26 protein-coding genes are annotated in these 23561 nt (G+C 66.2%); 10 read left to right on the top strand and 16 right to left on the bottom strand.

The features are described from left to right. Positions 1 to 46: 46 nt before the first annotated feature. Complete coding sequence (gene acuI, locus AC5YGJ_RS09535; RefSeq protein ID WP_496186371.1) at positions 47 to 1036, bottom strand: acrylyl-CoA reductase (NADPH); 990 nt, start codon at positions 1034 to 1036, stop codon at positions 47 to 49. A 102-nt stretch (positions 1037 to 1138) separates the two neighbouring features. On the opposite strand from acuI, the gene AC5YGJ_RS09530 reads away from it, so the two are divergent. Then, the gene (locus AC5YGJ_RS09530; RefSeq protein ID WP_496186370.1) at positions 1139 to 1486 is read left to right on the top strand and encodes a winged helix-turn-helix transcriptional regulator; all 348 of its coding nucleotides are present in this window, start codon (positions 1139 to 1141) and stop codon (positions 1484 to 1486) included. Positions 1487 to 1757: 271 nt separating this feature from the next. Here AC5YGJ_RS09530 and AC5YGJ_RS09525 read toward each other — a convergent pair whose 3' ends face one another. Beyond that, positions 1758 to 2288 carry a hypothetical protein gene (locus AC5YGJ_RS09525; RefSeq protein ID WP_496186369.1) on the bottom strand — a complete coding sequence of 177 codons (531 nt, stop codon included), beginning with the start codon at positions 2286 to 2288 and terminating at the stop codon, positions 1758 to 1760. A 1078-nt stretch (positions 2289 to 3366) separates the two neighbouring features. Next, positions 3367 to 4650: a PAAR domain-containing protein gene (locus tag AC5YGJ_RS09520; RefSeq protein ID WP_496186368.1), complete on the bottom strand. Its 1284-nt coding sequence runs from the start codon at positions 4648 to 4650 to the stop codon at positions 3367 to 3369. A gap of 591 nt (positions 4651 to 5241) precedes the next feature. On the opposite strand from AC5YGJ_RS09520, the gene AC5YGJ_RS09515 reads away from it, so the two are divergent. Further along, complete coding sequence (locus AC5YGJ_RS09515) at positions 5242 to 5649, top strand: hypothetical protein (protein ID WP_496186367.1); 408 nt, start codon at positions 5242 to 5244, stop codon at positions 5647 to 5649. 58 nt (positions 5650 to 5707) lie between these two features. On the opposite strand, the gene AC5YGJ_RS09510 is transcribed toward AC5YGJ_RS09515, so the two are convergent. From AC5YGJ_RS09510 to AC5YGJ_RS09500, 3 genes are all read right to left on the bottom strand, one after another. Next, on the bottom strand, positions 5708 to 6376 hold the full coding sequence (locus tag AC5YGJ_RS09510) for a hypothetical protein (RefSeq protein ID WP_496186366.1): 669 nt from the start codon (positions 6374 to 6376) through the stop codon (positions 5708 to 5710). Positions 6377 to 6459: 83 nt separating this feature from the next. Next, on the bottom strand, positions 6460 to 8601 hold the full coding sequence (locus tag AC5YGJ_RS09505; protein ID WP_496186365.1) for a TonB-dependent siderophore receptor: 2142 nt from the start codon (positions 8599 to 8601) through the stop codon (positions 6460 to 6462). Between the two features lie 73 nt (positions 8602 to 8674). Next, positions 8675 to 9319, bottom strand: coding sequence for a TetR/AcrR family transcriptional regulator (locus tag AC5YGJ_RS09500; protein WP_496186364.1), 645 nt, complete (start codon positions 9317 to 9319; stop codon positions 8675 to 8677). An 82-nt stretch (positions 9320 to 9401) separates the two neighbouring features. Between AC5YGJ_RS09500 and AC5YGJ_RS09495 the strand changes: the two genes are divergently transcribed. Then, positions 9402 to 11000 (top strand): FAD-dependent monooxygenase, encoded by a 1599-nt coding sequence (locus tag AC5YGJ_RS09495; protein WP_496186363.1) that lies wholly within the window; start codon positions 9402 to 9404, stop codon positions 10998 to 11000. Here the strand turns inward: AC5YGJ_RS09495 and AC5YGJ_RS09490 are convergent. The 7 genes from AC5YGJ_RS09490 to AC5YGJ_RS09460 all read right to left on the bottom strand — a co-directional run bounded on the left by AC5YGJ_RS09490 (position 10933) and on the right by AC5YGJ_RS09460 (position 16069). Next, positions 10933 to 12636, bottom strand: coding sequence for an ATP-binding protein (locus tag AC5YGJ_RS09490; RefSeq protein WP_496186362.1), 1704 nt, complete (start codon positions 12634 to 12636; stop codon positions 10933 to 10935). The genes AC5YGJ_RS09495 and AC5YGJ_RS09490 overlap by 68 nt on opposite strands. Positions 12637 to 12717: 81 nt before the next feature. Next, positions 12718 to 13005 carry a hypothetical protein gene (locus tag AC5YGJ_RS09485; protein ID WP_249843627.1) on the bottom strand — a complete coding sequence of 96 codons (288 nt, stop codon included), beginning with the start codon at positions 13003 to 13005 and terminating at the stop codon, positions 12718 to 12720. A gap of 71 nt (positions 13006 to 13076) precedes the next feature. After that, positions 13077 to 13346: a hypothetical protein gene (locus AC5YGJ_RS09480; RefSeq protein ID WP_496186361.1), complete on the bottom strand. Its 270-nt coding sequence runs from the start codon at positions 13344 to 13346 to the stop codon at positions 13077 to 13079. A 103-nt stretch (positions 13347 to 13449) separates the two neighbouring features. Then, a complete protein-coding gene (locus tag AC5YGJ_RS09475) occupies positions 13450 to 13926 on the bottom strand; it encodes a hypothetical protein (protein WP_496186360.1) in 477 nt (158 codons plus the stop codon). A gap of 155 nt (positions 13927 to 14081) precedes the next feature. After that, positions 14082 to 15293, bottom strand: coding sequence for an MFS transporter (locus tag AC5YGJ_RS09470; RefSeq protein ID WP_309337817.1), 1212 nt, complete (start codon positions 15291 to 15293; stop codon positions 14082 to 14084). Between the two features lie 117 nt (positions 15294 to 15410). Continuing rightward, the gene (locus tag AC5YGJ_RS09465) at positions 15411 to 15851 is read right to left on the bottom strand and encodes a hypothetical protein (protein ID WP_496186359.1); all 441 of its coding nucleotides are present in this window, start codon (positions 15849 to 15851) and stop codon (positions 15411 to 15413) included. Then, positions 15848 to 16069: an HD domain-containing protein gene (locus AC5YGJ_RS09460; RefSeq protein ID WP_496186358.1), complete on the bottom strand. Its 222-nt coding sequence runs from the start codon at positions 16067 to 16069 to the stop codon at positions 15848 to 15850. The genes AC5YGJ_RS09465 and AC5YGJ_RS09460 overlap by 4 nt, the downstream gene beginning before the upstream one ends. Before the next feature lie 265 nt (positions 16070 to 16334). Between AC5YGJ_RS09460 and AC5YGJ_RS09455 the strand changes: the two genes are divergently transcribed. Then, the gene (locus AC5YGJ_RS09455; protein ID WP_309337823.1) at positions 16335 to 16592 is read left to right on the top strand and encodes a YjhX family toxin; all 258 of its coding nucleotides are present in this window, start codon (positions 16335 to 16337) and stop codon (positions 16590 to 16592) included. A gap of 73 nt (positions 16593 to 16665) precedes the next feature. Next, positions 16666 to 17172 (top strand): GNAT family N-acetyltransferase, encoded by a 507-nt coding sequence (locus tag AC5YGJ_RS09450; protein WP_496186357.1) that lies wholly within the window; start codon positions 16666 to 16668, stop codon positions 17170 to 17172. Positions 17173 to 17182: 10 nt separating this feature from the next. On the opposite strand, the gene AC5YGJ_RS09445 is transcribed toward AC5YGJ_RS09450, so the two are convergent. Both AC5YGJ_RS09445 and AC5YGJ_RS09440 read right to left on the bottom strand, forming a co-directional pair. Next, on the bottom strand, positions 17183 to 17620 hold the full coding sequence (locus AC5YGJ_RS09445) for an acetyltransferase (RefSeq protein ID WP_496186356.1): 438 nt from the start codon (positions 17618 to 17620) through the stop codon (positions 17183 to 17185). Between the two features lie 68 nt (positions 17621 to 17688). Next, entirely contained in the window at positions 17689 to 18456 is a 768-nt protein-coding gene (locus tag AC5YGJ_RS09440) for an NAD(P)H-dependent oxidoreductase (protein ID WP_249843635.1), read from the bottom strand. A gap of 78 nt (positions 18457 to 18534) precedes the next feature. Between AC5YGJ_RS09440 and AC5YGJ_RS09435 the strand changes: the two genes are divergently transcribed. From AC5YGJ_RS09435 to AC5YGJ_RS09415, 5 genes are all read left to right on the top strand, one after another. Next, a complete protein-coding gene (locus AC5YGJ_RS09435; RefSeq protein WP_107233138.1) occupies positions 18535 to 18894 on the top strand; it encodes a winged helix-turn-helix transcriptional regulator in 360 nt (119 codons plus the stop codon). 75 nt (positions 18895 to 18969) lie between these two features. Next, positions 18970 to 19494, top strand: coding sequence for a tRNA adenosine(34) deaminase TadA (tadA, locus tag AC5YGJ_RS09430; RefSeq protein WP_249843637.1), 525 nt, complete (start codon positions 18970 to 18972; stop codon positions 19492 to 19494). Positions 19495 to 19569: 75 nt separating this feature from the next. Beyond that, the gene (gene orn, locus AC5YGJ_RS09425) at positions 19570 to 20142 is read left to right on the top strand and encodes an oligoribonuclease (protein ID WP_496186355.1); all 573 of its coding nucleotides are present in this window, start codon (positions 19570 to 19572) and stop codon (positions 20140 to 20142) included. Between the two features lie 139 nt (positions 20143 to 20281). Then, positions 20282 to 21154, top strand: coding sequence for an EcsC family protein (locus AC5YGJ_RS09420; protein ID WP_496186354.1), 873 nt, complete (start codon positions 20282 to 20284; stop codon positions 21152 to 21154). 170 nt (positions 21155 to 21324) lie between these two features. Then, a complete protein-coding gene (locus tag AC5YGJ_RS09415) occupies positions 21325 to 22440 on the top strand; it encodes an alkene reductase (protein WP_496186353.1) in 1116 nt (371 codons plus the stop codon). Between the two features lie 129 nt (positions 22441 to 22569). On the opposite strand, the gene AC5YGJ_RS09410 is transcribed toward AC5YGJ_RS09415, so the two are convergent. Then, positions 22570 to 23466: a mechanosensitive ion channel family protein gene (locus AC5YGJ_RS09410; protein WP_496186352.1), complete on the bottom strand. Its 897-nt coding sequence runs from the start codon at positions 23464 to 23466 to the stop codon at positions 22570 to 22572. Positions 23467 to 23561 lie beyond the last annotated feature (95 nt).

Raw genomic sequence — 23561 nt, 5'->3', positions numbered from 1 at the left:
GGCGTCTGGCCGGGCAGGCCAGCTGCCAGCGGTGGCGTAACAGGCGTCAGGCGTTCACGTCGACCACGATCCGCCCACGCACCTTGCCCGGAATGATCTGCTCATAGACGTCCAGCACTTCGGCAAGCCCGATCTGCTGCACCGTGCTTTCCAGTTTCTGCGGGTCCAGATCGGTGGCGAGGCGATCCCAGGCGCGCTGGCGAACGTGCTGCGGCGCGTTCACCGAATCCACGCCGGCCAAGGTCACGTTGCGCAGGATGAAGGGCAGCACCGAGCCATGCAGTGCATCGCTCTGGGCGAGGCCGCAGGCCGCCACGGCGCCGCGGTACTTCGTCTCGGCGATGGCATTGACCAGCGTCGGGCCGCCGGCCACATCCACCACGCCCGCCCAGCGCTCGGCACTGACCGGTCGGTCGCGCGGTTCTGAAAGCTGTGCACGGTCGATGATTTCGGCTGCACCCAGGCTGCGCAGATACTCGGCGTGTTGCGGGCGCCCGGTGGCGGCCACCACCCGGTAGCCCAGCCGGGAAAGGATGGCCACGGCAATCGAGCCCACGCCGCCATTGGCACCGGTCACCAGCACATCGCCCTTTTCCGGGGTCACACCCGCGTCCTCCAGCGCCAGCACGCATAGCATGGCGGTGTAGCCGGCAGTGCCGATGGCCATGGCATCGCGGGTGGTGAGGTTGCCGGGAATCCTGTTCAGCCATTCGCCGCGCACGCGGGCGCGCTGGGCCAGGCCACCGTGGTGGCCCATGCTGAGATCCCACCCGTTCAACACGACCCGGTCACCGGGCTGGAAACCGGCGTTGCCGGATTCCAGTACTACGCCCGCCAGGTCGATGCCCGGAATCAACGGGAACGTCCGCATCACTGGACGCGTGCCGGTGAGGGCGAGCGCATCCTTGTAGTTGAGCGTGGAGTACTCGACCTGCACCAGCACGTCGCCGTCCATCAGGTCCGCGTCATCGAAATCGACCAGTTGCGTGGAAACGCCGTCGTCGGTTTTACGGGTCAGTAGTGCCTTGAAACTCATGGAAAGGCCTCACGTTCAGTGGATGGGCCCATGCTAGGCTCGCACCGTTATCGCAACAAGAACGATGTTTTTTCATAGGTACTATGGTTTTCCGGAGTATGCATGCGTAGCAGGCGTTGGGATGGCAAGAGCGGTTGTGCCGTGGAAGTCACGCTGTCGGTGATGGGTGGCGTGTGGAAGCCGATCATTCTTTTTCACCTGATGACGGGCAAGCGGCGTTTCATGGAACTGACGCGTCGGGTGCCCAACGCCACGCAGTCGATGCTGACCAGTCAGCTGCGTGAGCTGGAGGCTGACGGGGTGGTGATCCGCCATGTCTATCCCGAGGTGCCGCCCAAGGTGGAATACGAGCTTTCCGAATTCGGGCGCACGCTGGTGCCGGTGCTGCTGGCGATGCGGGAGTGGGGTGAAACCTATCGCGGCTACCAGAGCGCGCGTGGGGAACGCTGAAGGCTGAGCGCCGGTGAGGCCGGAAGTGCGGTGAAGTTTCTGCCGCAGCGATTCATGCGATCGTGCTCTGTCCCGCGCAAACCATTGGCCCTTCGCTCATGACGGGGGCAGCGGAGATGGAGGCACCTCCCCACAGCTCACCACGACAGGCTTCAACTCGCGGCCATCGGCGGGTTGACGCAGGTGGAAGCAGGCGCTGAATACACGCTTCTGTCCCACCGCTCCATTCTCTGGGTTGTCTGGCGTATATCCGGAAAGGACCACCTGGTAGTCAACCGGATATCCTATTCTTCCCGTACAAGTGCGTCGCTGGTGGTCCAGACGAGCGTGCGGTCGAGCAATCGGATATCGCCATTCTTATTTCATTCTTGCCAATGACTTCCGCTACATGGAAGCAGTCGTGATACCAGCGTGATTGCGCTTCGCCACTATTGCCTGGTGTGCCAGGCGTTCTACCCCAGATTTCCACTTGATAGTGCGCGCCCATGCGCAAGGGGCCGGCGGGCGTTCCCCCCGAACCGTAGCCGATACACTGATCGGGACCCAGCGCGGGCTCGGTAGTTCCGGCGCGCAGGAAGATGCGCTCCCAGATTGGCGTGCTCCCCGAACCCACCTCCATCACGGTAATGCCCGCGATCAGAGGCGGGTCGGAACGTGCCTCGCGCGTGTCGGCTACGCCGAAGCATGGCATGCCATCGAGGTCCCGAATCGTTGCTTGCTGGTAGCGGCCAGGGGGCGCTGAACCGATGGCCATCATCGGCAACAGCAGAGCTGACAGCATCCATGCTTGTAGTCGTTTCATGGAGTTCTCTCTGTGGGGCCTTCGCTATCTGTCTTCCATCCGAACAGGCGGTGGCCCGGCAGACCGCGCGGTCGAACAATCCGATAGAACGGCTCTCATCGCGCTCCTATCAGCGGCTTCCACCATATAGAAGCAAACGATGAAAACCCGCGCCTGTTCCTGACCTGGCTCGCCGGGCGTTCCTCCCGAAATAACAACCTGGTAGCGCTTGCCGCTTCGAAGCGGCGGGGCCGGTGCAGGCTCTCCATCTTGGCCGTAAGTGAGGCCCTGATTCGGATGTAAAGCCGGTTCGGTGGATCCAGGGCGCTGGAAGACGCGTTCCCATACTGGCTCGCTGCCGGCCAATCTCGGTCACCGAAATCGCGGTGATCAGTGGCGGGTTGGCGCGCGCTTCTTTGGTGTCGGGTACTCCGAAGCACGGCACACCATCGCGATTATGTATCGCCGCCTGCTGATTGCGCCCGGGTGGTGACGAACAGCTGGCCAGCATCGTAAGGAGCAGTCCCAGAAGAGCCAGCGGCAGTTGCGTTCGCGTCATCGGACGTTGCTCTTCAGAAGGTGCATTACTTGTCCCCTGTGCGTTAGCGTTGAGGCACGGAAGAGAGCGTGGTCGCACAATCCTCCTGCACGGGTCTGATCAGGTGTTTGCTGGCGTCCTCCACTACATGAAAGCAGGTGCCGAAAACGCGCTTCTGTGCTCTACCTTCATTCGCCGGCATGTCGGGTGTGCCTCCCGAAATGACCACTTGGTATCGCACGCCTGACTGCAGGGACAATGCGGCCGTTCCGCCTTCACCATAGAGGATGCACTGCTCCGGTGAGAGTGCGGGCTCGGTAGAGTCGGGGCCAATGAAGATGCGCTCCCATACGGGCGAGTTGCCTTTCCCAAGCTCTGTGACGGAAACGCTGGTGACAAGCGGCGGTCGGGAGCGCGTTTCGTGAGTGTCTGGGACACCAAAACACGGTACACCATCGCGCTCTTGGACTATTGCTTCCTGATAGCGTCCACTGGGAGACGAGCAGCTGGCCATCATCGGGAGCAGTAGTGCCAATTGAGCTACAGGCAGTTGCAACTTCATCATTGAGTTGTCCTCGGTAGATTGTCCTCATTGCTGCGGTCGGCAAGGAAACCTGAAAGGGCGCGCTCCAACTGCGCGCTGATTCCAGCTGTCGTATGATAGCGGCGGTTGTTCATCTTCTCCTGCGAACTGCGGAAGATGACAAGGAAATAGTCCGCCAGCATGTCGCCCTGAGCTTCCATGTTGTAGTTGTGGAGGCGTTTTGATTCGTCGAGGATATAGTCGTAGCTCATGCCAGGTCTCGGTCCTCTAACCAGCTTGACGTTGTAGCCGAGCTGATACTGCCAGACATGCGTCATCTCGTGGATGAAGAGCTGCTGGTATCCTATGTCGACAGCTGAGTAGTCGTCGAAGTAAATATTCTCTGGAAAGTACATCTCCCCATTAGGGGTAACCGCTGTTTTCTCGTGCTGGAATCCAAACAACAGCCAGTAGCCATGGTTGTGAACCTTCACTCGGCTGTAGTCGACCGAGTCGCCAAACACCAGTCGCGCCATCTCGATCTCGCCGAGCGTAAGGCTCCGCTCATGGCCGGGGGCGCTCACCTCCACGACCGAAACTCCCATGTCCTGTGACGTGGTGATCACACCCTCGAGATCGAATATCTCCGGTGCATCAGCGGTGCCGGGCGCCATGCGCACACAGCACCCTGCCAGCACCGTAGGCGGACGTAGTTCCGCGCGCACCACGGCTTGGCTCCGCGCGGTCGAGATCCGCGCCGTACCGCCCTGTGCATCGGTGGTGCCGGAGAATGCCCTGCCATCGTCCAGATACAACGTATAGGGCAGTTCGGCCAGCGGGTTCCCTCGGCTGCCGACAAATCGGATTGCCTGGTCGAAAGTGCGGGGAGATGGCGAGGCTGCGGGTTGCAGGGCGGAGGTGAGTTCGGTTGTTGGGCGGGCATTACCTGCGAGCGTCCGGCCGTCGCCACCGTTGGTGATGACGTACACCCGGGTCTGTTGGGTAGACAGGACACGGCAGCCACAGGCCAGCGCGCTGCCATGCAGTGCAACAGGCTGGCCGTCGATGGTGGTCGTGATGTCGCCTTCGACGATGGCGAACTCGCCCTGATGCAGCGTCGGGCAGGTCGCTTTGTCACCGACGCGGGCAACGCTCATGCCGTCAATGTCGGTTCTGCTTGAGCCGGTGATCACGCGGCCGCCGCTGGAGGTCGGGTCACCCACCACAATCCAGTTCCTTGCCATGATTCGCTTCCGTTCCAGAACGAAATGCAGGATGCGATCCAGTTCGGAGGCGCGTGCGGCCGTGCAAAGGTCATGCATGCGGGAAAAACCAGCTGTGGCAAGGTGTTTCAGCTTTCGGCGCGTGAAGAGCGCGACGCTTCTGCGTCAGGAAATTTGACGCGAGCGGCTCGATTGCGACGTGCGGCTCTGTCAGTTGCGACAGTTCCTGAGCAATGCGCGTATGCCTGCAACGGAACGCGCAGCGGCCCATCTGGAAATGGCGAGCAACCGTGAAGTGTCGCGTTTGCCTTGCTTGCGAGAACGGGGGCGGATAGAGGAGGCGATCGAGCCGAGCGCCATCCGATGTCCATTCGCCATCTTTTGACGCACCCGGCGCGATAACGGTCCGGTGCGGAATTTCCCTACTTTTCAGCAGCGAAGCAACGCGCCAACGATGGCGCTGCCAAGGCACCCGCCCTGGCCGGGATTGGCGTCCCGAACTTACATGTCGCGCGGCGTCGCGGTTGTAGCGGAAGCTGCAATCGTGACAATGCACCTTCTGCCAGCCCATGGTGGACGGTGCGTGGGGATCATTGATCCGCCGGCTTCTTGCGGCATGTATCCGGCACGCCAACCCGCACCGTCCGCCACCTTGCGCCTGCAGGTGGCCATACCCGTGAGGTTGCCGTCATGTCCGACCTGCTCCCCGACTATCCCCGCCTGCATGCTCTGCTCGGCGATGCCGTGCGCGATCTTCCCAATGCGTTGGCCGAGAAGATGGAAGATGCCCTCAGCGATGCGGCCGAGTCCATTCCGCGCTCCGCGTTCTTCGCCTTCCTGGACCGCTACGGCAAGCAACGTCGCGCCGACGGCGAGGCGTGGACGGAAACCCGGCTGACGCCTGCGCGTGCGTTCGACTTTGCTTTGGCCACGCGCAGTGCGTCAGGCATTGCCGCACTCAGCGCCGTGCTGCATGCCGCACACGTCGCGCGTGAGAACGATGACCCGCGTAGCTGTCCGTCCGCATCACTGGTTGATGGCCTGTTCGACGCCTGCGAAGCGCTTTCGCTGCAGGTTGAGCGTTGTCTGGTGCCGTGAACCGCTGCCGTCTGCGCCGGGGCTCGGGCTCCGGCGCATCGGTGTCACGCTGAGGGCCTCACCTCACCCTGGGCGGCGGAATCTCAGACACCACTTCCGGTACCACCTCCGGCACCAACGTGAACTGGTAGCGGTTGTCGTACAGCTTCACTTCCAGCTGCTTCCGGCCACGCCGTTCCAGCGTGTAAAGCTTGCCCGCCCACGGGCTGCCGAGCAGTGCCATCGGGCTGATGTCGCCCAGCCGCGACGCATCCAGATGCACCACCACGCGGTCGTCCAGGTAGGAAACCTTCACCGAACTGAAGAACGTGGCGTATTGACCGCTGCGCATCGCGGCGTAGCCGGTCAGTTCCGGGTGCGCCACCAGAAACACGAAGTGGCTGCTGAAATCGACGTTGCCCAGATCGGGATCGCTGTCGCGCTGCGAGGACGGCCACTGCGGGCCCATGGTATCGAGCGCATCGGCATGGGTGATGGGGAAAAAGCGGATATCGAGATAGCCCGGCCCGTCCGAATCCACCCGGGCCTGGCCGTCGTTCACCGCTGCCGAGGACAGCAGGTTGTTGTGCACCAGCCCCGGCGGGGTACTCATGCGGAATTCGCTGCTGGCCTGAACGTCCTGCGGAGGATTGAAGAATGCACTGACCTGTTCGTTCTGGCACGCGGCAAGCAGGGGCAGCAGCGCAAAGGGCAATGCACGCTGGTGCAGGGTACGGATCCGTGTCATTGCATCAGGCCTCATCCATGGGGAGGCCATTAGATCACGCCGGGTGCAGCCGGGTCTGGGCCCGGCCCGACAAGGGCCGCCGCTCAGAAGGTGTAAGCGGCCTGCACATACACCCGTCGCGGTTCGCCCGGGAAGTGCCCGTTGCGTGCGATGAAGCCACTGGCGGCATACACCTTGTCGAACAGGTTCTTGACGTTGGCCTGGAACTGCCACTGCTTCCAGGTGGTCTTCCAGCTCATGTCGAACACGGTATAGGCCTTCACCGTCTGCCCGTCGAGGCTGACGCGCTCGCCGACATGGTCGGCGCCGAAGCCGATGGCGGAGTTGATCGCCGGCAGGTCGTAGCGCGTCCACAACCCCACCTTGTTGCGCGGCGCATTGGCGAAGCGGTCGCCGGAGGCGTTGGTGATGCCGCCCGGGCCGGCGTCCTTCACCCGCGCATCGTTGTAGGCGTAGGTCAGGTTCAGCACCCAGCGCTCGGTGACGTCGGCCAGCAGGTCCAGCTCCATGCCGGTGCTGCGCACCAGGCCCAGCGCGGCCAGCTGGTTCACGCCGCCGATCACCTCGCCGGTGGCCTGCACGATGTTGCTGCGGTCGATGCGGTAGGCCGCCATGTTCACGCTCACGCGCTCGGCCAGCAGCGATTTCAGGCCGATTTCCCACTGCTTGCTGCGCTCGGCGTCGAACGGACCGCCGGCGGCCGGGTTCTGGTTCGCCGCGCTCTGCGGAACGAAGCCACTGGCCACGTTGGCATACAGGTTCAGCCCCTGGCGAACGGTGAACGTGCTGCCGAGCCGCCAGCTCAGATCGTTGCCATCGACACTGCTGGCGCCGAGACGATCCTCATCCTTGAAGCCATCCCAGCGCAGCCCGGCCAGCACGTGCCAGCGCTGGCCCAGTGCGAGTTCGTCCTGCAGGTAGGCGCCGTAGCGTGTGCTGCGGGTTGAAGTGCTGCGCCAGGGCAGGGCGGCCAGGTTGTAGTCGTGCCAGGTGTTGGCGCCGTACACCGGGTGGAACAGGTCGATGCCACGCACCGGGCCGGCGCCACGCGCGAGGTCAGCGCTGTTGGCCGTCTGTGCAGTGAAGTCGGCGTCGAGCTGGTACACATCGGCGCCGAACAGCACCTTGTGGCCGATTCGGCCGGTGTCAAGGCGCCACACGGCATTACCGCTCGCGGTGAACGCCTCGTTGTCGCGGACCTGGTTGCGCAGCTGGCGGGTCATCCACTCGGCCACGCCATCGCGGTCGCGGTCGATCAGACCCATCGGCTCGTGGTACATCTGGTGCTCGTTGTTGCTGAACCAGCGTGCGGCGAGGTCCACATCCAGGTTGTCACGCGGCGCGAAACGGTACTGCGCCAACGCCACCTTCGCGCGCATGTCGAGGAAGTCGCTGGCCTCGTTGTGGTTCCAGCGGCGGTCGGTCAGGAAGGTGCCGGCATCGTTCACCGGCACGCCGCGCAGGCGGTTGCCGCCCAGGTTCTGGGTGATGTCGGTGAACTGCAGCACCAGCTCGCCGGTCTGGCCGACATCGAAGGCCAGCGAGGCATCACCGATCACGCTTTGGCTGTCGGCGTTCCAGCGCACGCCCTGCTCGGTATCGGCATACAGCCCGGCGCGGTAGCGTACGCTGCCACCGGCGTTCAACGGGCCGGTGCCTTCGATGGAGCCGGCGCGGAAATCCTTGTTGCCCATCTGCACTTCGATGCGGCGCTCGACGCTGGCCTTCGGCTTGCGCGTGACGTAGTTGATGACGCCGCCGGCATCACCGCCACCATAGAGCGCCCCGGCAGGTCCCTTCAGGACCTCCACCCGTTCGATGTTGAACAGCTGCGGCACCGAGAAGCCGGCGTACGGGTCGCCGCGCAGGCCGTCGTACAGCACGTTCTCCTGGCGGAAGCCGCGCAGGGTGACGCCGGCATAGCTGAAGAAGCTGATGCCGCTGATGCTGCGGTACAGGTCGGTGACCTGGCGTGCCGCCTGATCGTCGATCAGCTCGCGTGGTACCACCTGGATCGATTGCGGAACGAGCTCCAGCGGCGTGTCGGTGCGGGTACCGACCGCGGCATCGTCCACCCGGTACAGGGTCTGCGCACGGCCACGCACTTCCACCTTGTCCAGCGCTGTAGCGGCTGGAGGGGAGGGTTCGGCTGCCTGGCAGAGAGTGGCCAGGGGTAGCATCAGCGCCAAGTACAGGGCGTGCGGGCGGAGCAGGGGAGAGGGCATGGCGTGCGGGGAGGTGGCTGCAAATGAGAAAGAGTAGCATTTGCAACACCTCGTGACCTATCCCCCGAATGCGCTATGGACGTGCGCCGGGGTCGGTGTAGGGGGTACCGGCCAGCGCGACCAGCACGCCGGTGGCGCCGCGCACCATCAACTGCAGCATCGCCTCGCGCGGATCCTCGCCCAGCGCCTGGCGGGCCAGGCCCCTTTCGTAGGCGGCCACCACCGAGGCCAGCAGCATCGCCGCGCCCAGCCGGGCCTCGGCATCCTGGGCTGGGCGACCGGCCGCGGTGGCCATCAACTGCGCCAGATCGTCGGTGAGCTGCGCCTGCAGGCGCCGCGCGTGCGCGATCAGCACCGGGCTGTCGGCCACCGTGGCCCAGAACGCTGCGGCCCCAGCGTTGATCCGCAGCAGGGGGTGGCCACTGTGCAGCAGGCTGCATAGCAGCGACTGAAACGCGGCCAGGGGCGTCATGCTGCTGCGCTCGGCCATGCCTTCGCGCAGCAGTGCGCGCGCCTCTTCGTCGCGGTCGAAGACCAGGTCTTCCTTGCTGGCGAAGTAGTTGAACACCGTCTTGCGCGAGACGCCGGCGGCCTCGGCAATGTCCGACATCGACACCGCTTCGAAGCCACGCTCGATGATCAACCCGGTGGCGACGTCGGAAATCACCTGTCGGGTCTCGGCTTTGCGCTGCTCACGGCGGCCAGGGGGCGGGGTCATCGGCGGCTCACTTGTGAAAACGTACACCGAGTGTAACATTGTGACCGCCAGAGCGCCGGCCCGGTGCTCACGAGGAATCCTCATGCGGTACGACGTGGTTATTGCCGGAGCGGGTCCGGTCGGCCTGTTCCTGTCCTGCGAGCTGGCCCTGGCCGGCTGTTCGGTGCTGGTGCTGGAAGCGGCCGCATCGCCGCAGTCGCCGCTGAAGCGCTTGCCGTTCGGCCTGCGCGGCTTGAATGCGCCGACCCTGGAGGCGCTGGACCGGCGTGGCCTGCTCGAGGCGGTGGCCGCGACCCAGGTGCTCAAGCCCGACAAGGGCGCACCGCCACCCGGTACCGCGCATTGGTTGGCGCAGTCGCGGCCGCTGGGCGGTCACTTTGCCGGCATCCCGTTCGCTCTGGACAACGTTGACCGCGCGCGCTGGCCGTATCGCCTCGCTACACCGGTTGGCACCCAGATGGCGGTGGAACTGCAAGCGCTGGAAGCCGTACTGAGCGAACGCGCGGTCGCGCTGGGGGTGCGCATCGAACGTGGCTGCGCGCTGCAGGCCGTGCAGGCGGGCGACGCGGAAGTGTCCATCGAGACCGCCGCTGGACCGGTGCGCGCCGCCTGGCTGGTCGGCTGCGATGGCGGCCGCAGCACCGTGCGCAAGCAGTGCGGCTTCAGCTTCGCCGGCACCGACCCGGAGTTCACCGGGCATTCGTTGCTGGTGGAACTGGACGACCCTTCGGTGCTGACGCCGGGCCGCCAGTACACCGCGCACGGCATGTGCAATTTCAATCCGCCCGGCGTGCTGGCATTGGCTGATTTCGATGGTGGCGCAGGCCATCGCACGCTGCTTGATCGAGAGGCGGCGCAGGCCCTGCTGCGGCGCATTTCCGGGCGAGAGGCCACCCTCACCGCGCTGCAGCTGCACAGCACCTGGACCGATGGTGCGCGCCAGGCGACGAACTATCGCAACGGGCGCGTACTGCTGGCCGGTGATGCCGCGCATGTGCATTCGCCGCTGGGCGGGCAGGGCCTGAACCTGGGCATCGGCGATGCGATGAATCTTGGCTGGAAGCTGGCGGCCGTGGTGCACGGTGAGGCCGACAGCACGCTGCTGGACAGCTATGGCGCCGAGCGGCATCCGATCGGCGCGCGGGTGCTGGACTGGTCGCGCGCGCAGGTGGCGCTGATGCGACCCGGTGCGGGCTCGCGTGCGCTGGCGGCGGTCATGGCCGACCTGGCCGACACCGGCGATGGCGCGACCTACCTGGCCGAACGGGTCTGGGGTGTTGCGCAACAGCTGGACCTGGGTGAAGGGCATCCGCTGGTCGGCCGCAGCGTGCCGGACTTGCAGTTGGGCGATGGCCGTCGCATGGGCGAACTGCTGCGCGCCGGTAGCGGGGTGCTGCTGGTGTTGGACGCCGATTCCGCGCTCTGCGAGGGCATTGACGGCGCGTTGCATCGCCTCACCTGCATGGCTTCGCCGGTGCACGACACACTTGGTCTGGGCGCGGTGCTGGTCCGGCCCGACGGCATCGTGGCCTGGGCCTGCGATGCCGGTGGCGATGCGACGGGGCTGTCCGAGGCGCTGCAACGCTGGTTCGGTGTGCCCGGCAGAGGCGGCGCTACACCCGCACCGGCACAGGCGAACGCTGTCGCCCGGCCTCGGTCATCACCGCCGCCAGCTGCTTGAGCGAATAGGGTTTGCGCAGCAGGGTGAAGCCATGCCCCGGGTCACGCGCCAGCAGTTCGCTGTAGCCGCTGGTGAGGATGATCGGCAGATCCGGGAACCGGCTGCGGACGTTGCGGGCCAGGTCCAGTCCGTTGGTGCCGGGCATCACCACGTCACTGAACATCACATGGAAGCGCGCAGCATCCTGTTCCAGCGCAGCCAGCGCTTGGTCTGCATTGCGCGCCAGCACCACGGTGTAGTCGAGTTCGCGCAGCGCACCGACCGCGAACTCGGCCACGTCCACGTTGTCCTCCACCACCAGCACGCACAGCCCATGGCCATGCACCAGGCCTGGCTGTGACAGCGGGCGCGGGAGTGCGCCGCTGGACTGGGCCAGCGGCAGGTAGAGCGTAAAACGCGTCCCGGTGCCGGGTTCGCTGCTCACATCCACCTCGCCCTCGGACTGCTTGACGAAGCCGAACACCTGGCTGAGGCCGAGCCCGGTTCCTGCACCGACATCCTTGGTGGTGAAGAACGGCTCGAAGATGCGGTCGACCACGGTGGGATCGATGCCCTTACCGGTGTCGGTCACGCTGATGGCGGCGAACACGCCCTTCATTGGTGCGGCAAAGCGGATCGATGGCACTGCGGTGACCTGTTCGACCTGGATCGTCACGCTGCCCTGGCCATCGATGGCATCGCGTGCGTTGACTGCGATGTTGATCAGGGCGGTATCCAGCTGCGTGCGGTCCAGCAGCACCGGCAACGGCGTGTCAGGCAGGTTCACCCGCATCGTGATGCGCGCACCGAGCACGGTGGTGATGATGTCCGATAGTGCCTGCACGCTCTCGCACAGATCGAAAACCTCCGGGGACAGGCTCTGCCGGCGCGAGAATGCCAGCAGCTGCGCGGTAAGCCGCGTGGCCCTGTCCGAGGCGCTGCCGATGGCCTGGATGTAGCGCAGGCGCGGATCGTCGCCAGGCCAGGTGTGCAGCAGCATGTCCACCGAACCGGTGATGACCTGCAGCAGGTTGTTGAAGTCGTGGGCGACGCCGCCGGTGAGCTGGCCGATGGCCTCCAGCTTCTGCGACTGCCGCAGCTGTTCGCGCGCGCGTACCAGCTCCAGATGCGCCTCGCGTGCCTGTTCGGTGATGGCCGCGACCTGGCGGTTGTGCCGGTCGCGCTCGATCACCCGCTCGGTCTGTTCGCTGACCACGCAGATGATGCCGGCCACTGCGCCACTGCCAACGCGCAGCGGCGAATAGGAAAACGTCCAGAAGGTTTCCCGCAGCGTGCCGTCGCGGTCCATCATCAGGGGCAGATTGTTGAAGCTGCGGCTGGTGCCGGCAAACGCATCGTCAATCGCCGGTGCCACCACCTGCCAGACATCGGCCCACACCTGTTCCAGGCCATTGCCCATGGCCCCGTGCAGCTTGCCGCCCAGCAGCGGCAGGTAGGCATCGTTGAAAAAGAACGTCTTGTCCTGGTGGCCCCAGGCAATCCACAGCGGCTCGGGAGAGTCGAGAATCATCGCCAGCAGCGTACGCAGTTCGGGCGGGGCGCTGGCTGCGGCGGCAGAGCGCGCCCAGTCGCTGTCCTGCAGCAGGCGGTAGGCCAGCTGGTCGGGCGTGGAGACGGAAAGGGGAAAAGGATGCATGGCCGACAGCGCGGGGAGGTCACGCAGCATAGCTGAGCGGATGTCTGCACGGCCTGCACACTCGTACGCGGCCTCAGTGCATCACACGCCCAGCAACGTGGGTAAAGGCCAATCGGCCACCCGTGCATGGCTTACCTGTTGATGGCAACCACACCGCTCGCAGCGGAACAGGGCGCCGCCGGGCAGATGCAGCAGGCTGTCTTCGCCGGCAGAAGTGGTTTCCGCGCAATGGCGGCAGGTGATGGTCAGCGCGGTAATGCGCTCGATTCCACCGGACAGGTTGAACACGGCCTCAAAGGCGCTGATGACAGGGTGGATCGCGTCAGGCATGGACAGCTCGGCAGGAAACAATGCCGCATCGTTGCCCATGGGCGGTGATGGCGCAGTCAGCTGCGTGCATGCGGCGGATCAAGCCAAGACGACTGTTGCGGCGCCCCGCATCAGGCGACGCAGATCAGCAGCAGGCTGCACAGCACCAGCATCAGCACGAATACGCGCCGGCTCAGCGCCAGGCAGGCCAGGCACGCCGCAAGGGCCCACGCCGCTAGCACGGCGCAGGTCAGCAGCCAAATGCCGATCACCAGCAGCGACCCACTCGCAAGCGCCGACAATGCAATGGCCTTGAACAGCCCCAGACCCAGCACGCTACCGAGCACGCCCGCCTGCAGGGCGATGGCGTCGTGGCGGGCGGGGGCGGAGGGGTGATGCATGGCGGCTCCGTGCTGGCCGGTCGTGGGATGTCACCCACACTGTGCCCAACGCCATATCCACGGAATGTGTTCATCGGCGGGATGCCTCGGCGACGACGATGATTCAGTCGAACTCGCCCTCGGCCGACTCCAACCGCTGCCGGTAGGCCGCCCGATGCTGGTACAGCCGCTGGCACTCGGCCGATCGGTGGATACGGCTGGACGGCTCATTGGCCACCGAGTCGCACATCCGCGCAATATGGTTGCTGGCAGCCAGCTCGGTGACGAAGAAGACGGCCGTGACACCGGTTCCAAGCAGCACCACATACAACAGGCGGCTGAGCCAGCGTGACCGCTTGCGCGCGAAGTGCTGCTGGATGGTCAGGTCGAAGCGGATGATGCTGAGCACGATCCAGATGATCGCGACCAGGAAGCACAGCGTGGGCAGCAGGCCACGCCAGAGACCGGCTTCGTACACCGATTCACTGTAGTGGACGGCGGCGCCGGCACCTGCGATGGCGATCGCCAGCGCCCAGTTGCGGCCCAGCGAGAGCAGGTCATCGAGCAGCTTTTCACGGTTTCGGGTCGGTACGGCTGTCACGTCGGTTCCTTCTGCATGCTGCAATCGACGGGGGGCTGCCGCCGATCATGCAGATGGTGGGCCAACACTGCGGCGAAGAGAAGCCTGCCCGCGCGGTAGCTGCCGATCCCTGCATCGCCGTCGCACCGGCAATGGCTGATGCCCCGACGCGAGGCTCAGCGGCTGCCGGCGACGCCGCCCTTGCGCCTGCTGTCCAGCATCACCGCCAGACCCCACAGCAGCAGGCCGCCGACGGCAGTGGCGGCACCCACATAGCCGGTGCTGGCCGGGCTGAAACCGGCGCTGATGGCCATGCCGCCCAGCCACGGACCGAGCGCATTGGCGGTATTGAAGGCGGCATGGTTGGAGGCTGCCGCCAGCGTCTGAGCTTCACCGGCAACGTCCATCAGGCGCGTCTGCAGCACCGCCGCCAGTGCGCCCATGGTGCCCACGGTGATGATCATCGGGCCGATGGTCCACACCGACTGCGCGGCCAGCGGATACAGCAGCAGCATCACGATCGACCACAGCAGCACTACGGCGGCGGCCTTGAAGTGGAACTTGTCCACCAGCCAGCCGCCGGCGATGTTGCCGATGATCGCGCCGATGCCGAACACGCCCACCGCCAGCGGCATCCACGATTCGGCCACGCCGGTGACCTGCACCAGGGTCGGCGCCAGATAGGTGAACACGCAGAACATGCCGGCAAAACCGACCGCGCCGATCGCCAGTGCCAGCCACACCTGGGTGGTATTGAATGCACGCAGTTCGCGCATCGGCGAGGTACGCACCTCGTCCGGGTCGGGCAGCAGGAAGCGGGCGATCATCGCCACGGTGGCGATGGCCAGCACGCTGACCAGCGCGAAGGCGGTGCGCCAGCTCAGCTGCTGGCCCAGCCAGGTGGTCAACGGGTTGCCGATCAGGATGGCGATCGACAGGCCCAGCAGTACGCGCGACATCGCCTGGCCACGCTGCCCGGCCGGGCTGATCGCCGCGGCCACCAGCATCGCCACACCGAAGTAGGCACCGTGCGGCAGGCCAGCGACGAAGCGCGCGGCCAGCATGGTGGCGTAGTTCGGCGCCAGCGCGCTGGCCAGGTTGCCCACCGCATAGAAGCCCATCAGCGCCAGCAGCAGCTTGCGGCGTGGGAAGCTGGCACCGACGAAGGCCAGGACCGGTGCGCCGACCACCACGCCGATGGCATAGGCGCTGATCAGGTGGCCGACCTGGGTCTCAGAGATCGCCAGGCCACGGCTGATCTCCAGCATCAGACCCATGCTGGCAAATTCACTGGTGCCGATGGCAAAGCCACCCAGCGACAGGGCGAGGATGATCAGGGTGCGCTGGCGGGGCGTCAGCCGCGCAGCCAGGGAAGAGTTGGGGCTCATGCGGGGGCGCGATGGGGCGGGGAGCCGCCTATTGTACTGCTGCAGCGCAGCAGCGATCAGCGCCCGCTGCCAAGAATCAGCGTTTGGCAGGTGGTGCCGACCGCGCCCCAGGGCGGATCAGGCCAGCGTGTACATGTCGCTCCAGAGAAGGAACGCTTCCGGCGTCATCTGCGCTTCGAGCTCGGCCAGCACGATGTCACGCACCCTGATCAGCGCCTGCGCATGCGTGGAGGGATCCTCGCCACGGGCAGAGGCGTGTGCACCGGCCTCGTCGGCCAGCTGAACCAGGGTACGTGCCGCCTCCATCAGCGAGCGCAGGCGGGTGGATGCCGGATCGGGCACGGTGGCGGATGCGCTGCGGGTGCCGAGGGCGGCCAATGCGGCGGCGTATTTGCCACGCAGGCGGTCGGCCACCTCCGGCGGCAGCTGCAGAAAGCGGCGTGGATGGGCGTTGTCGGCGATGTCGGCCAGCTTCACCTTCAATGCCCGTGGATGCTGACGGATCGCCGCGTAGTAATGCGGGGCATCGGCGGCGCTGTGCCGGTTGAGCAGGGTCACGATGTCGCGGATCGGCGCCGGAAAGGCCGCCAGCTGCGGCGCGTACGCGGGCAATCCTCCACGACATCATGCAGCCACGCCGCCGCTTTGGCGGTGTCATCGTCATTGATCGCGGCCGCCACGCGCGCGACATGTTCGATGTAGGGCTGTCCGGCCTTGTCCTGTTGCCCGGCATGGGCCTGGTTTGCCAATGTGCGTGCCTGTACGACCCAGTCCATCGTTGCCTCCTGCTGCTGGAAGATAAATTATCGTCCAATCACAGCGCTGCCGAGGTTGACCCGCCGCAGGGGGCTGGGTAACGTGCGCGTGCCTGCAGCACGCAGGCGCCTGCCGAGTGTGGTTTTTCATGTTGGAGATTGTCGTCATCGGATAACCCTTCCCGTGTGTCTGCCGGGAGCGGTTATCAAATGCGTGGTTCCGTGACCGGGCGCCGCTGGCCGCCCGCGTCGTCCGCATTTCCGATTACGCAGGATCTCTTTTTCCATGAATATCTCCCGAGCGGAGCAGAGGACGCTGCACGTCCTCGCCCAGGGCGGCTGCATTGCGTTCAGCCGTGACGGCTCAGGCCGTGTCCGCAGTGTTGAATGCTTCAACCGTGAAGGCCTGTTGCTGAGCGATTGCACCCTGGCCGTCTTCAAGAAGCTGAAGAACAAGCGCCTGATCAGTTCGCAGGACGGTCGACCCTACCGGATCAACCGCGCCGGGCTGGTCGCGGTGCGCCCGCAGCTGGACAATCGCTGATGCACGTCGTATCGACTCTTTTCCCTTCCCGCGGGCCCTCTGGCCGGGTCCGCCGCACTGAACGAGGTGCCTTTTGAATTTCATCATCCGCGCTGAAACTCCGGCCGACATCGACGGCATCCACGCGCTGACGGCTGCGGCCTTCGCCACGGCCGAACACAGCAGCCACACCGAGCAGTTCATCGTCGACGCACTGCGCGCACGCGGTGAACTGTCGGTTTCGCTGCTGGCCGTGGACAACGGGCTGCTGCTCGGCCATGTGGCGGTGTCGCCGGTGACGGTTTCCGATGGCAGCAGCGGCTGGTATGGCCTGGGACCGATCTCGGTGCTGCCGGCGCGGCAGGGGCAGGGCATCGGGGCCGCGTTGATGCGCGCGGCCATCGACGCCCTTCGCCAGCAGCATGCGCGCGGCTGCGTGTTGCTGGGCGAGCCGGCGTACTACGGCCGGTTCGGCTTCCGCGCCGAACCGGGGCTGGTACTGCCGGGCGTGCCTGCCGGGTACTTCCAGGCGCTGTGCCTGCAACCGCCGCTGGCGCAGGGACAGGTGCGCTACTCACCGGCGTTCGATGCGACCGCCTGACCGCAGGCGCTCAGCCCGCGTGCCGAAGGTGGATCAGCGGATAGGCACGGCCCTGCGAATCCAGCGCTGAGCGGCCGGTTTCGACGAAGCCCATGCGCAGGTAGAACCCCACTGCCTGCGCATTCTGCACATTGACGTCGGTGCTCAGCTGCGGATGCAGCGCCAGTGCGTGCTGCAGCAGCCGACGGCCGATACCGGTGCCACGCACCTCCGGGTCGATGAACAGCGCTTCCATGTGCGTGCCATCGATCAGCATGAAGCCCAACGGACGGTCCTGGGCATCGACGGCGACGGTCAAGGGCGCCTGTGGCAGGAAGCCGGCCACTTCGGCATCGATGGCCTGGCGGTCGTCGGCGCTGAGGAAGTCGTGGGTGGCGTCGACAGCGCGGCGCCAGAGATCGACGAGGGCCGCGCCGTCGTCGGCGCGCGAGGGGCGCAGGGTGGTCATGGGGTCACCAAGGTGCTTTGGAGTAAGGCGAAGTATGAGGCTTTGCACGCGTCTGTACAGGCCGGGTTTCACTCACCGCTTCGGTGGCGGATGAACGGGCTGTGCGCGGCCGCCTGCGCGCGCAGCACGATGCCGTCTTCAAAGTCCTGGCTGTCGTTGAAGGGCACGGTCGGCCAGTGCTGCCAGTGCGCCAGCCGTTCCCGGTAACCCTGGACGGCGGCGACGAGTGCGTCGTCGTGCGCCTGCACGCGTTGCGCCGCGAGCCCCGAGCGCACGCCATGCACCCGATGCGGCTGCATCACCTCGAAGCCGATGTAGCGCAGGCTGTACATCAACGGCCACAGCAGCAGCCCGGTATCGCCTTCGCGCCCATCGACCGCGCAGGCCCGAGCCGACGAGCCGGTGGTGACGCTGAGCAGTGCACGTTTGCCCCGCATCACCCCGTGTTCGTGGCGCTGCCGACTGTTGTACATCGGTCCATAGACCAGCACACGATCCAGCCAGCCCTTGAGAATGGCGGGCGCGGCGAACCACCACAGCGGAAACTGCAGGACCAGCAGATCGGCGGCGTGCAGCTGTTGCAGGTGACGCTGGATATCGGCAGGCAGGGTGCCGAGTTCGGCGCTGTGCCGCTGCTCGCGCTGGGCATCGAAGCGCTCCGGTTGCAGGCGCTGCCGATGGTGGTGGGCGGCCTCGCAGGGGTCGAAGCCCTCCGCGTACAGATCAACCACCTCCACGCTGATGCCGGCGCGACGCAGCTGTTCGGCGGCCTGCGTGGCCAGATGGGCGTTGAAGGACCGCGGTTCGGGATGGGCAAGCACGATCAGCGCGCGCATGGGGTGGGCTCGGCGAGGGATGTGCGACCATCCTCGCGACGCCGGATCGCCCCGGCAATTACGCACCTTGAGGTAACCATGGCTCATCCCGGCGATGTCTATGCGGCGGACTGCTCGGCGCGCGATGCGCTGGCGCTGATCTCCGGCAAGTGGGTGATGCTGGTGTTGCCTGCGCTGGCTGACGGCCCGCAGCGCAATGGCGCACTGCTGCGGAAGATCGAGGGCATCTCGCAGAAGGTGCTGACCCAGACCCTGCGGCAGCTGGAGCGTCACGGTCTGGTCGAGCGCTGCGAGCTGGGGCGCAAGCCGCTGCACGTGGAGTACCGGTTGACCGAGGTCGCGCGGGGTTTGGTGGCTACGCTGGCCAGCCTCGACCGCTGGGCGGAAATCAACTTTCCGGTGCTGGACGCGGCACGCGAGCGCTTCGACGCACGTTAGCAGCGCATGAACGGCCGCCGGCGTACACTACCGCCCCGGCGGCCAGCCTGGCCCTGTTGATACCGGAGAACCGCCATGACCGATGCCCTGGGTGTACCGGTGCACGACGCCGATGAACACTGGATGCGCCACGCGCTGGCGCTGGCCGAGCGCGCGCAGCGCGAGTTCGACGAGATCCCGGTCGGTGCGGTGCTGGTCGGTGCCGACGGCCAGCTGCTGGGCGAAGGCTGGAACCTCAACATCGCTTCGCACGATCCCAGCGCGCACGCCGAGATCGTGGCGATGCGTGCCGGCGGTGTGCGACTGGCCAATCACCGGCTGCTCGGCAGCACCTTGTACGTCACCCTGGAGCCGTGCGCGATGTGTGCGATGGCCATCGTGCATGCGCGTGTCTCGCGCCTGGTCTACGGGGCCAGCGACCCCAAGACCGGCGCCTGCGGCAGCGTGTTCGACCTGCTCGGTGACGCGCGCCATAACCACCGGGTGGAGATCCATGGCGGTGTGCTGGCCAAGGACGCCAGTACGCGCCTGACCAACTATTTCCGCGCCAAGCGTGGCAAGCCGCCGTTGCTGCTGGAAGACCACGCCGACGAGGGCTGAACGGCGAAGGGGTATGATGGGCGCCTCTTTCCTTTCCCGGTGGGCCGCGCGCCTGCCCAGCAACGAGGCGACACCATGGCGGAAAACGGCGCGGCCAACGAGCGACTGATCTGGATCGACCTGGAAATGACCGGGTTGGATACCGACAACGATTCGATCATCGAGATCGCCACGGTGGTCACCGACGCGCAGCTCAACGTGCTGGCCGAGGGTCCGGAGTTCGCCATCCACCACCCGCTGGAAACGCTGGAAGCGATGGACGAGTGGAACCGCAACCAGCACCGCCGGTCCGGCCTGTGGCAGCGCGTTGTGGACAGCACCGTCACCCTGGGCCAGGCCGAGGCGCAGACGGTGAACTTCCTGGCGCAATGGATTCCCTCAGGCCTGTCGCCGATGTGCGGCAACTCGATCTGCCAGGACCGCCGCTTCCTGCACCGGCAGATGCCGCGGCTGGAGAAGTACTTCCACTACCGCAACCTGGACGTGTCCACGGTGAAGGAACTGGCCAAGCGCTGGGCACCGACCGTGGCTGCCGGTGTCGGCAAGAACAGCAACCACACCGCGCTGAGCGATGTGCATGACTCGATTGCCGAGCTGCGCCACTACCGCCGGTTCATGGGGGCGCTGTCGGGGTTGCCGGCTGCCTGAACGACGCCGCCGGGTGACACACGACCGGGTAGTGCTGGCCGCTGGCCGGCAATCCGGGCGCTTTCGTGAGGTGTATCGGGTTGCCGGCCAGCGGCCGGCACTACTTCCCGTTCAACTCCCCGGCGCTAAGATCGGCGCCATGAACGAGCCCATCCTGCTTCCCCGCGACATCGCCCATGACGCCCGCGACTGGTCCGACCTGCAACGGGCGGTGGCGCTGCTGGAAGCGCCGACCCTGACCGCGCGCATGGCCAACCTGGTCGGCACGCCGCTGGAGTTCGCGGTGAAAGCGCTGCCCAAGGCAGTCTCCGGCCGCATCCATGGCGCGGTGCAGGCGGCGCTGTCCAAATCGGCGCAGGCCGCGTTGTGGAGCATGGACAACACGCCCGGCAAGGGCGCCTCCACCCGCTGGCACAAACTGGCGGCCGCCACCTCCGGTGCGGTGGGTGGGGCGTTCGGCTTCGCCGCGCTGTTCATCGAACTGCCGGTGTCGACCACCATCATGATGCGCGCGGTGGCCGACGTGGCCCGCAGCGAAGGCTTCGATCTGTCCGAGTTCAGCACCCGCCAGGCCTGCCTGGAGGTGTTCGCGCTGGGCGGCAACTCGCCGCGCGATGACGCCAGCGAGACCGGCTACTACCTGGCCCGTGGCTTCACCACCGACGTGATGCGGCATCTGTCGGCCGAGCTCGCCGGGCGCGTGGTGACCGGCCGCGACCTGACCCTGGGCGTGGCACCGAAGGAAGCCGGCAAGCTGCTGGCGAAGCTGGTGGAGAAGGTGGCGGCGCGCTTCGGCGTGGTGGTCACCGAGAAGTTCGCCGCGCAGGCGGTGCCGATCGTCGGTGCCGCCGCCGGTGCAACGCTCAATACCATGTTCACCGACTACTACCAGGACATGGCGCGTGGCCACTTCATCGTGCGCCGGCTGGAGCTGAAGTACGGCGAAGACGTGGTGCGCACCTGCTATGACCGGGTGGCACATGGTGGCGTGTTGATCGAGCCGACGGTGTAACCGGCGTTGGGGTCGCTTTGGGGTCAGAGCCCTTTGCGTTGCAAAGGGATCCGACCCCCGGCCAAGCCATCCTTGCCTGCCGGGCACAACTGTTTTGCCGCAGCACGCCTGTTGCGTGTCCCAGGCGATCCCCATTCTTGCCGGCACTTCCCCCGCAAGAGAGTGCCGCCATGCTGTTCACCCCTCACCACCTCGGCGGGTTGACCCTCCCCAACCGCATCGTGATGCCGCCGATGACCCGCTCGCGTGCGGCCACCGGCAACGTCGCCACCGCCGAAATGGCGACCTACTACGCGCAGCGTGCCGGCGCCGGCCTGATCGTCAGCGAAGGCACCCAGATCAGTGCGCAGGGCCAGGGCTACGCCTGGACGCCGGGCATCCACAGCCCCGAACAGGTGCGGGGCTGGCGCCAGGTGACCGATGCGGTGCATGCCGCCGGCGGCCGCATCTGCGCGCAGCTGTGGCATGTCGGCCGCGTTTCGCATGTGGCGCTGCAGCCGGGTGGTGCCGCGCCGGTATCGTCCTCGGCATTGCTGGCCGACGGTGTGAAGGTGTTCGTTGACCCGGCCGGTGCCGGCCCGGAAGCGGGCGTGGGCGAGATGATCCAGCACTCGATGCCGCGCGCGCTGGGCGAGGACGAGATTCCGGGCATCGTTGCCGATTACGCACAGGCCGCGCGCAACGCGCTGGAGGCGGGCTTCGACGGTGTCGAGCTGCACGGCGCCAATGGCTACCTGATCAATCAGTTCATCGACTCGCAGGCCAACCAGCGTACCGATGGCTATGGCGGCTCGCTGCAGAATCGCCTGCGTTTCCTGCGTGAGGTCGTGCAGGCGGTGGTGGCGGTGATGGGGGGGGAACGTGTGGGTGTGCGGCTGGCGCCGCTGACCACGCTGCAGGGCGCGGTGGACGACACGCCGCAGGCGACCTATCTGGCCGCTGCGCATCTGCTGGGCGGGCTGGGTGTGGGCTATCTGCACATTGCCGAAGCCGACTGGGAGGATGCGCCGCTGATGCCGGTGGCGTTCAAGCAGGCGCTGCGCATGGTCTACCCGGGCACGCTGATCTATGCCGGCAAGTACACCGCCGAGCGCGCCGAGCAGGCGTTGGCGGAAGGCTGGGCGGATCTGATCGGGTTCGGCCGGCCGTTCATCGCCAACCCGGATCTGCCTGAGCGCCTGCGTACCGGTGCAGAACTGAATCCACCGGATCGTGCCACGTTCTTCGGTGGAGGCGCCGAGGGCTTCACCGATTATCCGGTGCTGGAAGAAGTTGCTGAGGCCTGACGGCGATGCCGGCCAGCGGCCGGCACTACCAGGGTCCACGAGGAGGGGGAGTGCCGGCCGCGGGCCGGCATCCCGGGAATGGATCAGGTTGGGTGGGGGCCGACCGTTGGCCGGCACTACCGGAATGGCTCAGGGCTTGTCGCGCACCAGCGCGTCGGCCTCAACTACGCCGCCATCCTTGCCATGCAGGTACAGGTGCATGTCCTGCTGCGGATACGGAATGTTGATGCCGGCCTTGTCGAAGCCCAGCTTCAGCTGCTCCAGCAGCGTGACCTTGGTGCCGAACCAGTCGGGCGACTTCACGTAGCAGCGGATGCCGAGGTTGATCGCGTGTGCACCCAGTTCGTACACCACCACGTCCGGCGCTGGCGTCTGCAACACGCGCGGGTCGGCCTTCATCAGTGCCAACGCGGTATCGCGTGCCAGCTGGATGTTGTCCTCGTAGCCGATGCCGATCACCAGTTCGACGCGGCGGGTCGGCTCGGCGGTCAGGTTGATGATCGGCGCGGCCGTGATCAGGGTGTTCGGAAGGGTGGTGTGCTGGTTGTCGGCGCCGGTAAGCACCGTCTGGAAGATGCGCACTTCGCGCACCGTGCCGGTCTGCCCGGCGATGGTGACCACGTCGCCGACACGGAACGGACGCAGCGTCACCAGCATCACGCCCGAGGCGATGTTGGACAGCGAATCCTTCAGGGCCAGGCCAACGGCGAGGCCGGCGGTACCGAGTACGGCCAGCAGCGGCGAGATCGGCACGCCGAGTGTGGCGATCGCCAGCACCACCACGATCACCAGCGCCGCGGCGTAGACCACGTTGCGCAGGAAACTGCCCAGCATCGGATCCACGCCCATGCGTGAGGTGGCACGCGGCATTGCATTGGAGATGCGGCGAGCGATCCACAGTCCGATCAGCAGCACGACGACCGCGGCCAGCAACGGCACGCCATAGGTTTCCAGCAGGCGCTCCCAGTCCAGTGAGTGGAACCAGGGCATTGTGGCGGGGGCGGCGGGTGCTGCGGCGGCGATCATGCGGACGTCCTTTGCTGCGAAGGGCAGGGCGTCCATGGACGCCAGAAACACGAAGCCCCGCAGAGGCGGGGCTTGCGTGCAGCAGCAGTATGGGC

It is taken from the genome of Stenotrophomonas sp. CS3K5, from assembly GCF_059515225.1.
The sequence above is the reverse complement of the archived record's forward strand: the minus strand, read 5'-3'. Positions and strand labels throughout refer to the sequence as shown.

Coding starts and splice junctions, on each gene's coding strand:
- acuI (WP_496186371.1), bottom strand. CDS start 1,036: ATGAGTTTCAAGGCACTACTGACCCGTAAAACCGACGACGGCGTTTCC.
- AC5YGJ_RS09520 (WP_496186368.1), bottom strand. CDS start 4,650: ATGCATGACCTTTGCACGGCCGCACGCGCCTCCGAACTGGATCGCATC.
- AC5YGJ_RS09495 (WP_496186363.1), top strand. CDS start 9,402: ATGCGGTACGACGTGGTTATTGCCGGAGCGGGTCCGGTCGGCCTGTTC.
- AC5YGJ_RS09470 (WP_309337817.1), bottom strand. CDS start 15,293: ATGAGCCCCAACTCTTCCCTGGCTGCGCGGCTGACGCCCCGCCAGCGC.
- orn (WP_496186355.1), top strand. CDS start 19,570: ATGGCGGAAAACGGCGCGGCCAACGAGCGACTGATCTGGATCGACCTG.
- AC5YGJ_RS09415 (WP_496186353.1), top strand. CDS start 21,325: ATGCTGTTCACCCCTCACCACCTCGGCGGGTTGACCCTCCCCAACCGC.
- AC5YGJ_RS09500 (WP_496186364.1), bottom strand. CDS start 9,319: ATGACCCCGCCCCCTGGCCGCCGTGAGCAGCGCAAAGCCGAGACCCGA.
- AC5YGJ_RS09510 (WP_496186366.1), bottom strand. CDS start 6,376: ATGACACGGATCCGTACCCTGCACCAGCGTGCATTGCCCTTTGCGCTG.
- AC5YGJ_RS09490 (WP_496186362.1), bottom strand. CDS start 12,636: ATGCATCCTTTTCCCCTTTCCGTCTCCACGCCCGACCAGCTGGCCTAC.
- AC5YGJ_RS09410 (WP_496186352.1), bottom strand. CDS start 23,466: ATGATCGCCGCCGCAGCACCCGCCGCCCCCGCCACAATGCCCTGGTTC.
- AC5YGJ_RS09435 (WP_107233138.1), top strand. CDS start 18,535: ATGGCTCATCCCGGCGATGTCTATGCGGCGGACTGCTCGGCGCGCGAT.
- AC5YGJ_RS09420 (WP_496186354.1), top strand. CDS start 20,282: ATGAACGAGCCCATCCTGCTTCCCCGCGACATCGCCCATGACGCCCGC.
- AC5YGJ_RS09485 (WP_249843627.1), bottom strand. CDS start 13,005: ATGGGCAACGATGCGGCATTGTTTCCTGCCGAGCTGTCCATGCCTGAC.
- AC5YGJ_RS09530 (WP_496186370.1), top strand. CDS start 1,139: ATGCGTAGCAGGCGTTGGGATGGCAAGAGCGGTTGTGCCGTGGAAGTC.
- AC5YGJ_RS09460 (WP_496186358.1), bottom strand. CDS start 16,069: ATGGACTGGGTCGTACAGGCACGCACATTGGCAAACCAGGCCCATGCC.
- AC5YGJ_RS09505 (WP_496186365.1), bottom strand. CDS start 8,601: ATGCCCTCTCCCCTGCTCCGCCCGCACGCCCTGTACTTGGCGCTGATG.
- AC5YGJ_RS09445 (WP_496186356.1), bottom strand. CDS start 17,620: ATGACCACCCTGCGCCCCTCGCGCGCCGACGACGGCGCGGCCCTCGTC.
- tadA (WP_249843637.1), top strand. CDS start 18,970: ATGACCGATGCCCTGGGTGTACCGGTGCACGACGCCGATGAACACTGG.
- AC5YGJ_RS09480 (WP_496186361.1), bottom strand. CDS start 13,346: ATGCATCACCCCTCCGCCCCCGCCCGCCACGACGCCATCGCCCTGCAG.
- AC5YGJ_RS09515 (WP_496186367.1), top strand. CDS start 5,242: ATGTCCGACCTGCTCCCCGACTATCCCCGCCTGCATGCTCTGCTCGGC.
- AC5YGJ_RS09440 (WP_249843635.1), bottom strand. CDS start 18,456: ATGCGCGCGCTGATCGTGCTTGCCCATCCCGAACCGCGGTCCTTCAAC.
- AC5YGJ_RS09525 (WP_496186369.1), bottom strand. CDS start 2,288: ATGAAACGACTACAAGCATGGATGCTGTCAGCTCTGCTGTTGCCGATG.
- AC5YGJ_RS09455 (WP_309337823.1), top strand. CDS start 16,335: ATGAATATCTCCCGAGCGGAGCAGAGGACGCTGCACGTCCTCGCCCAG.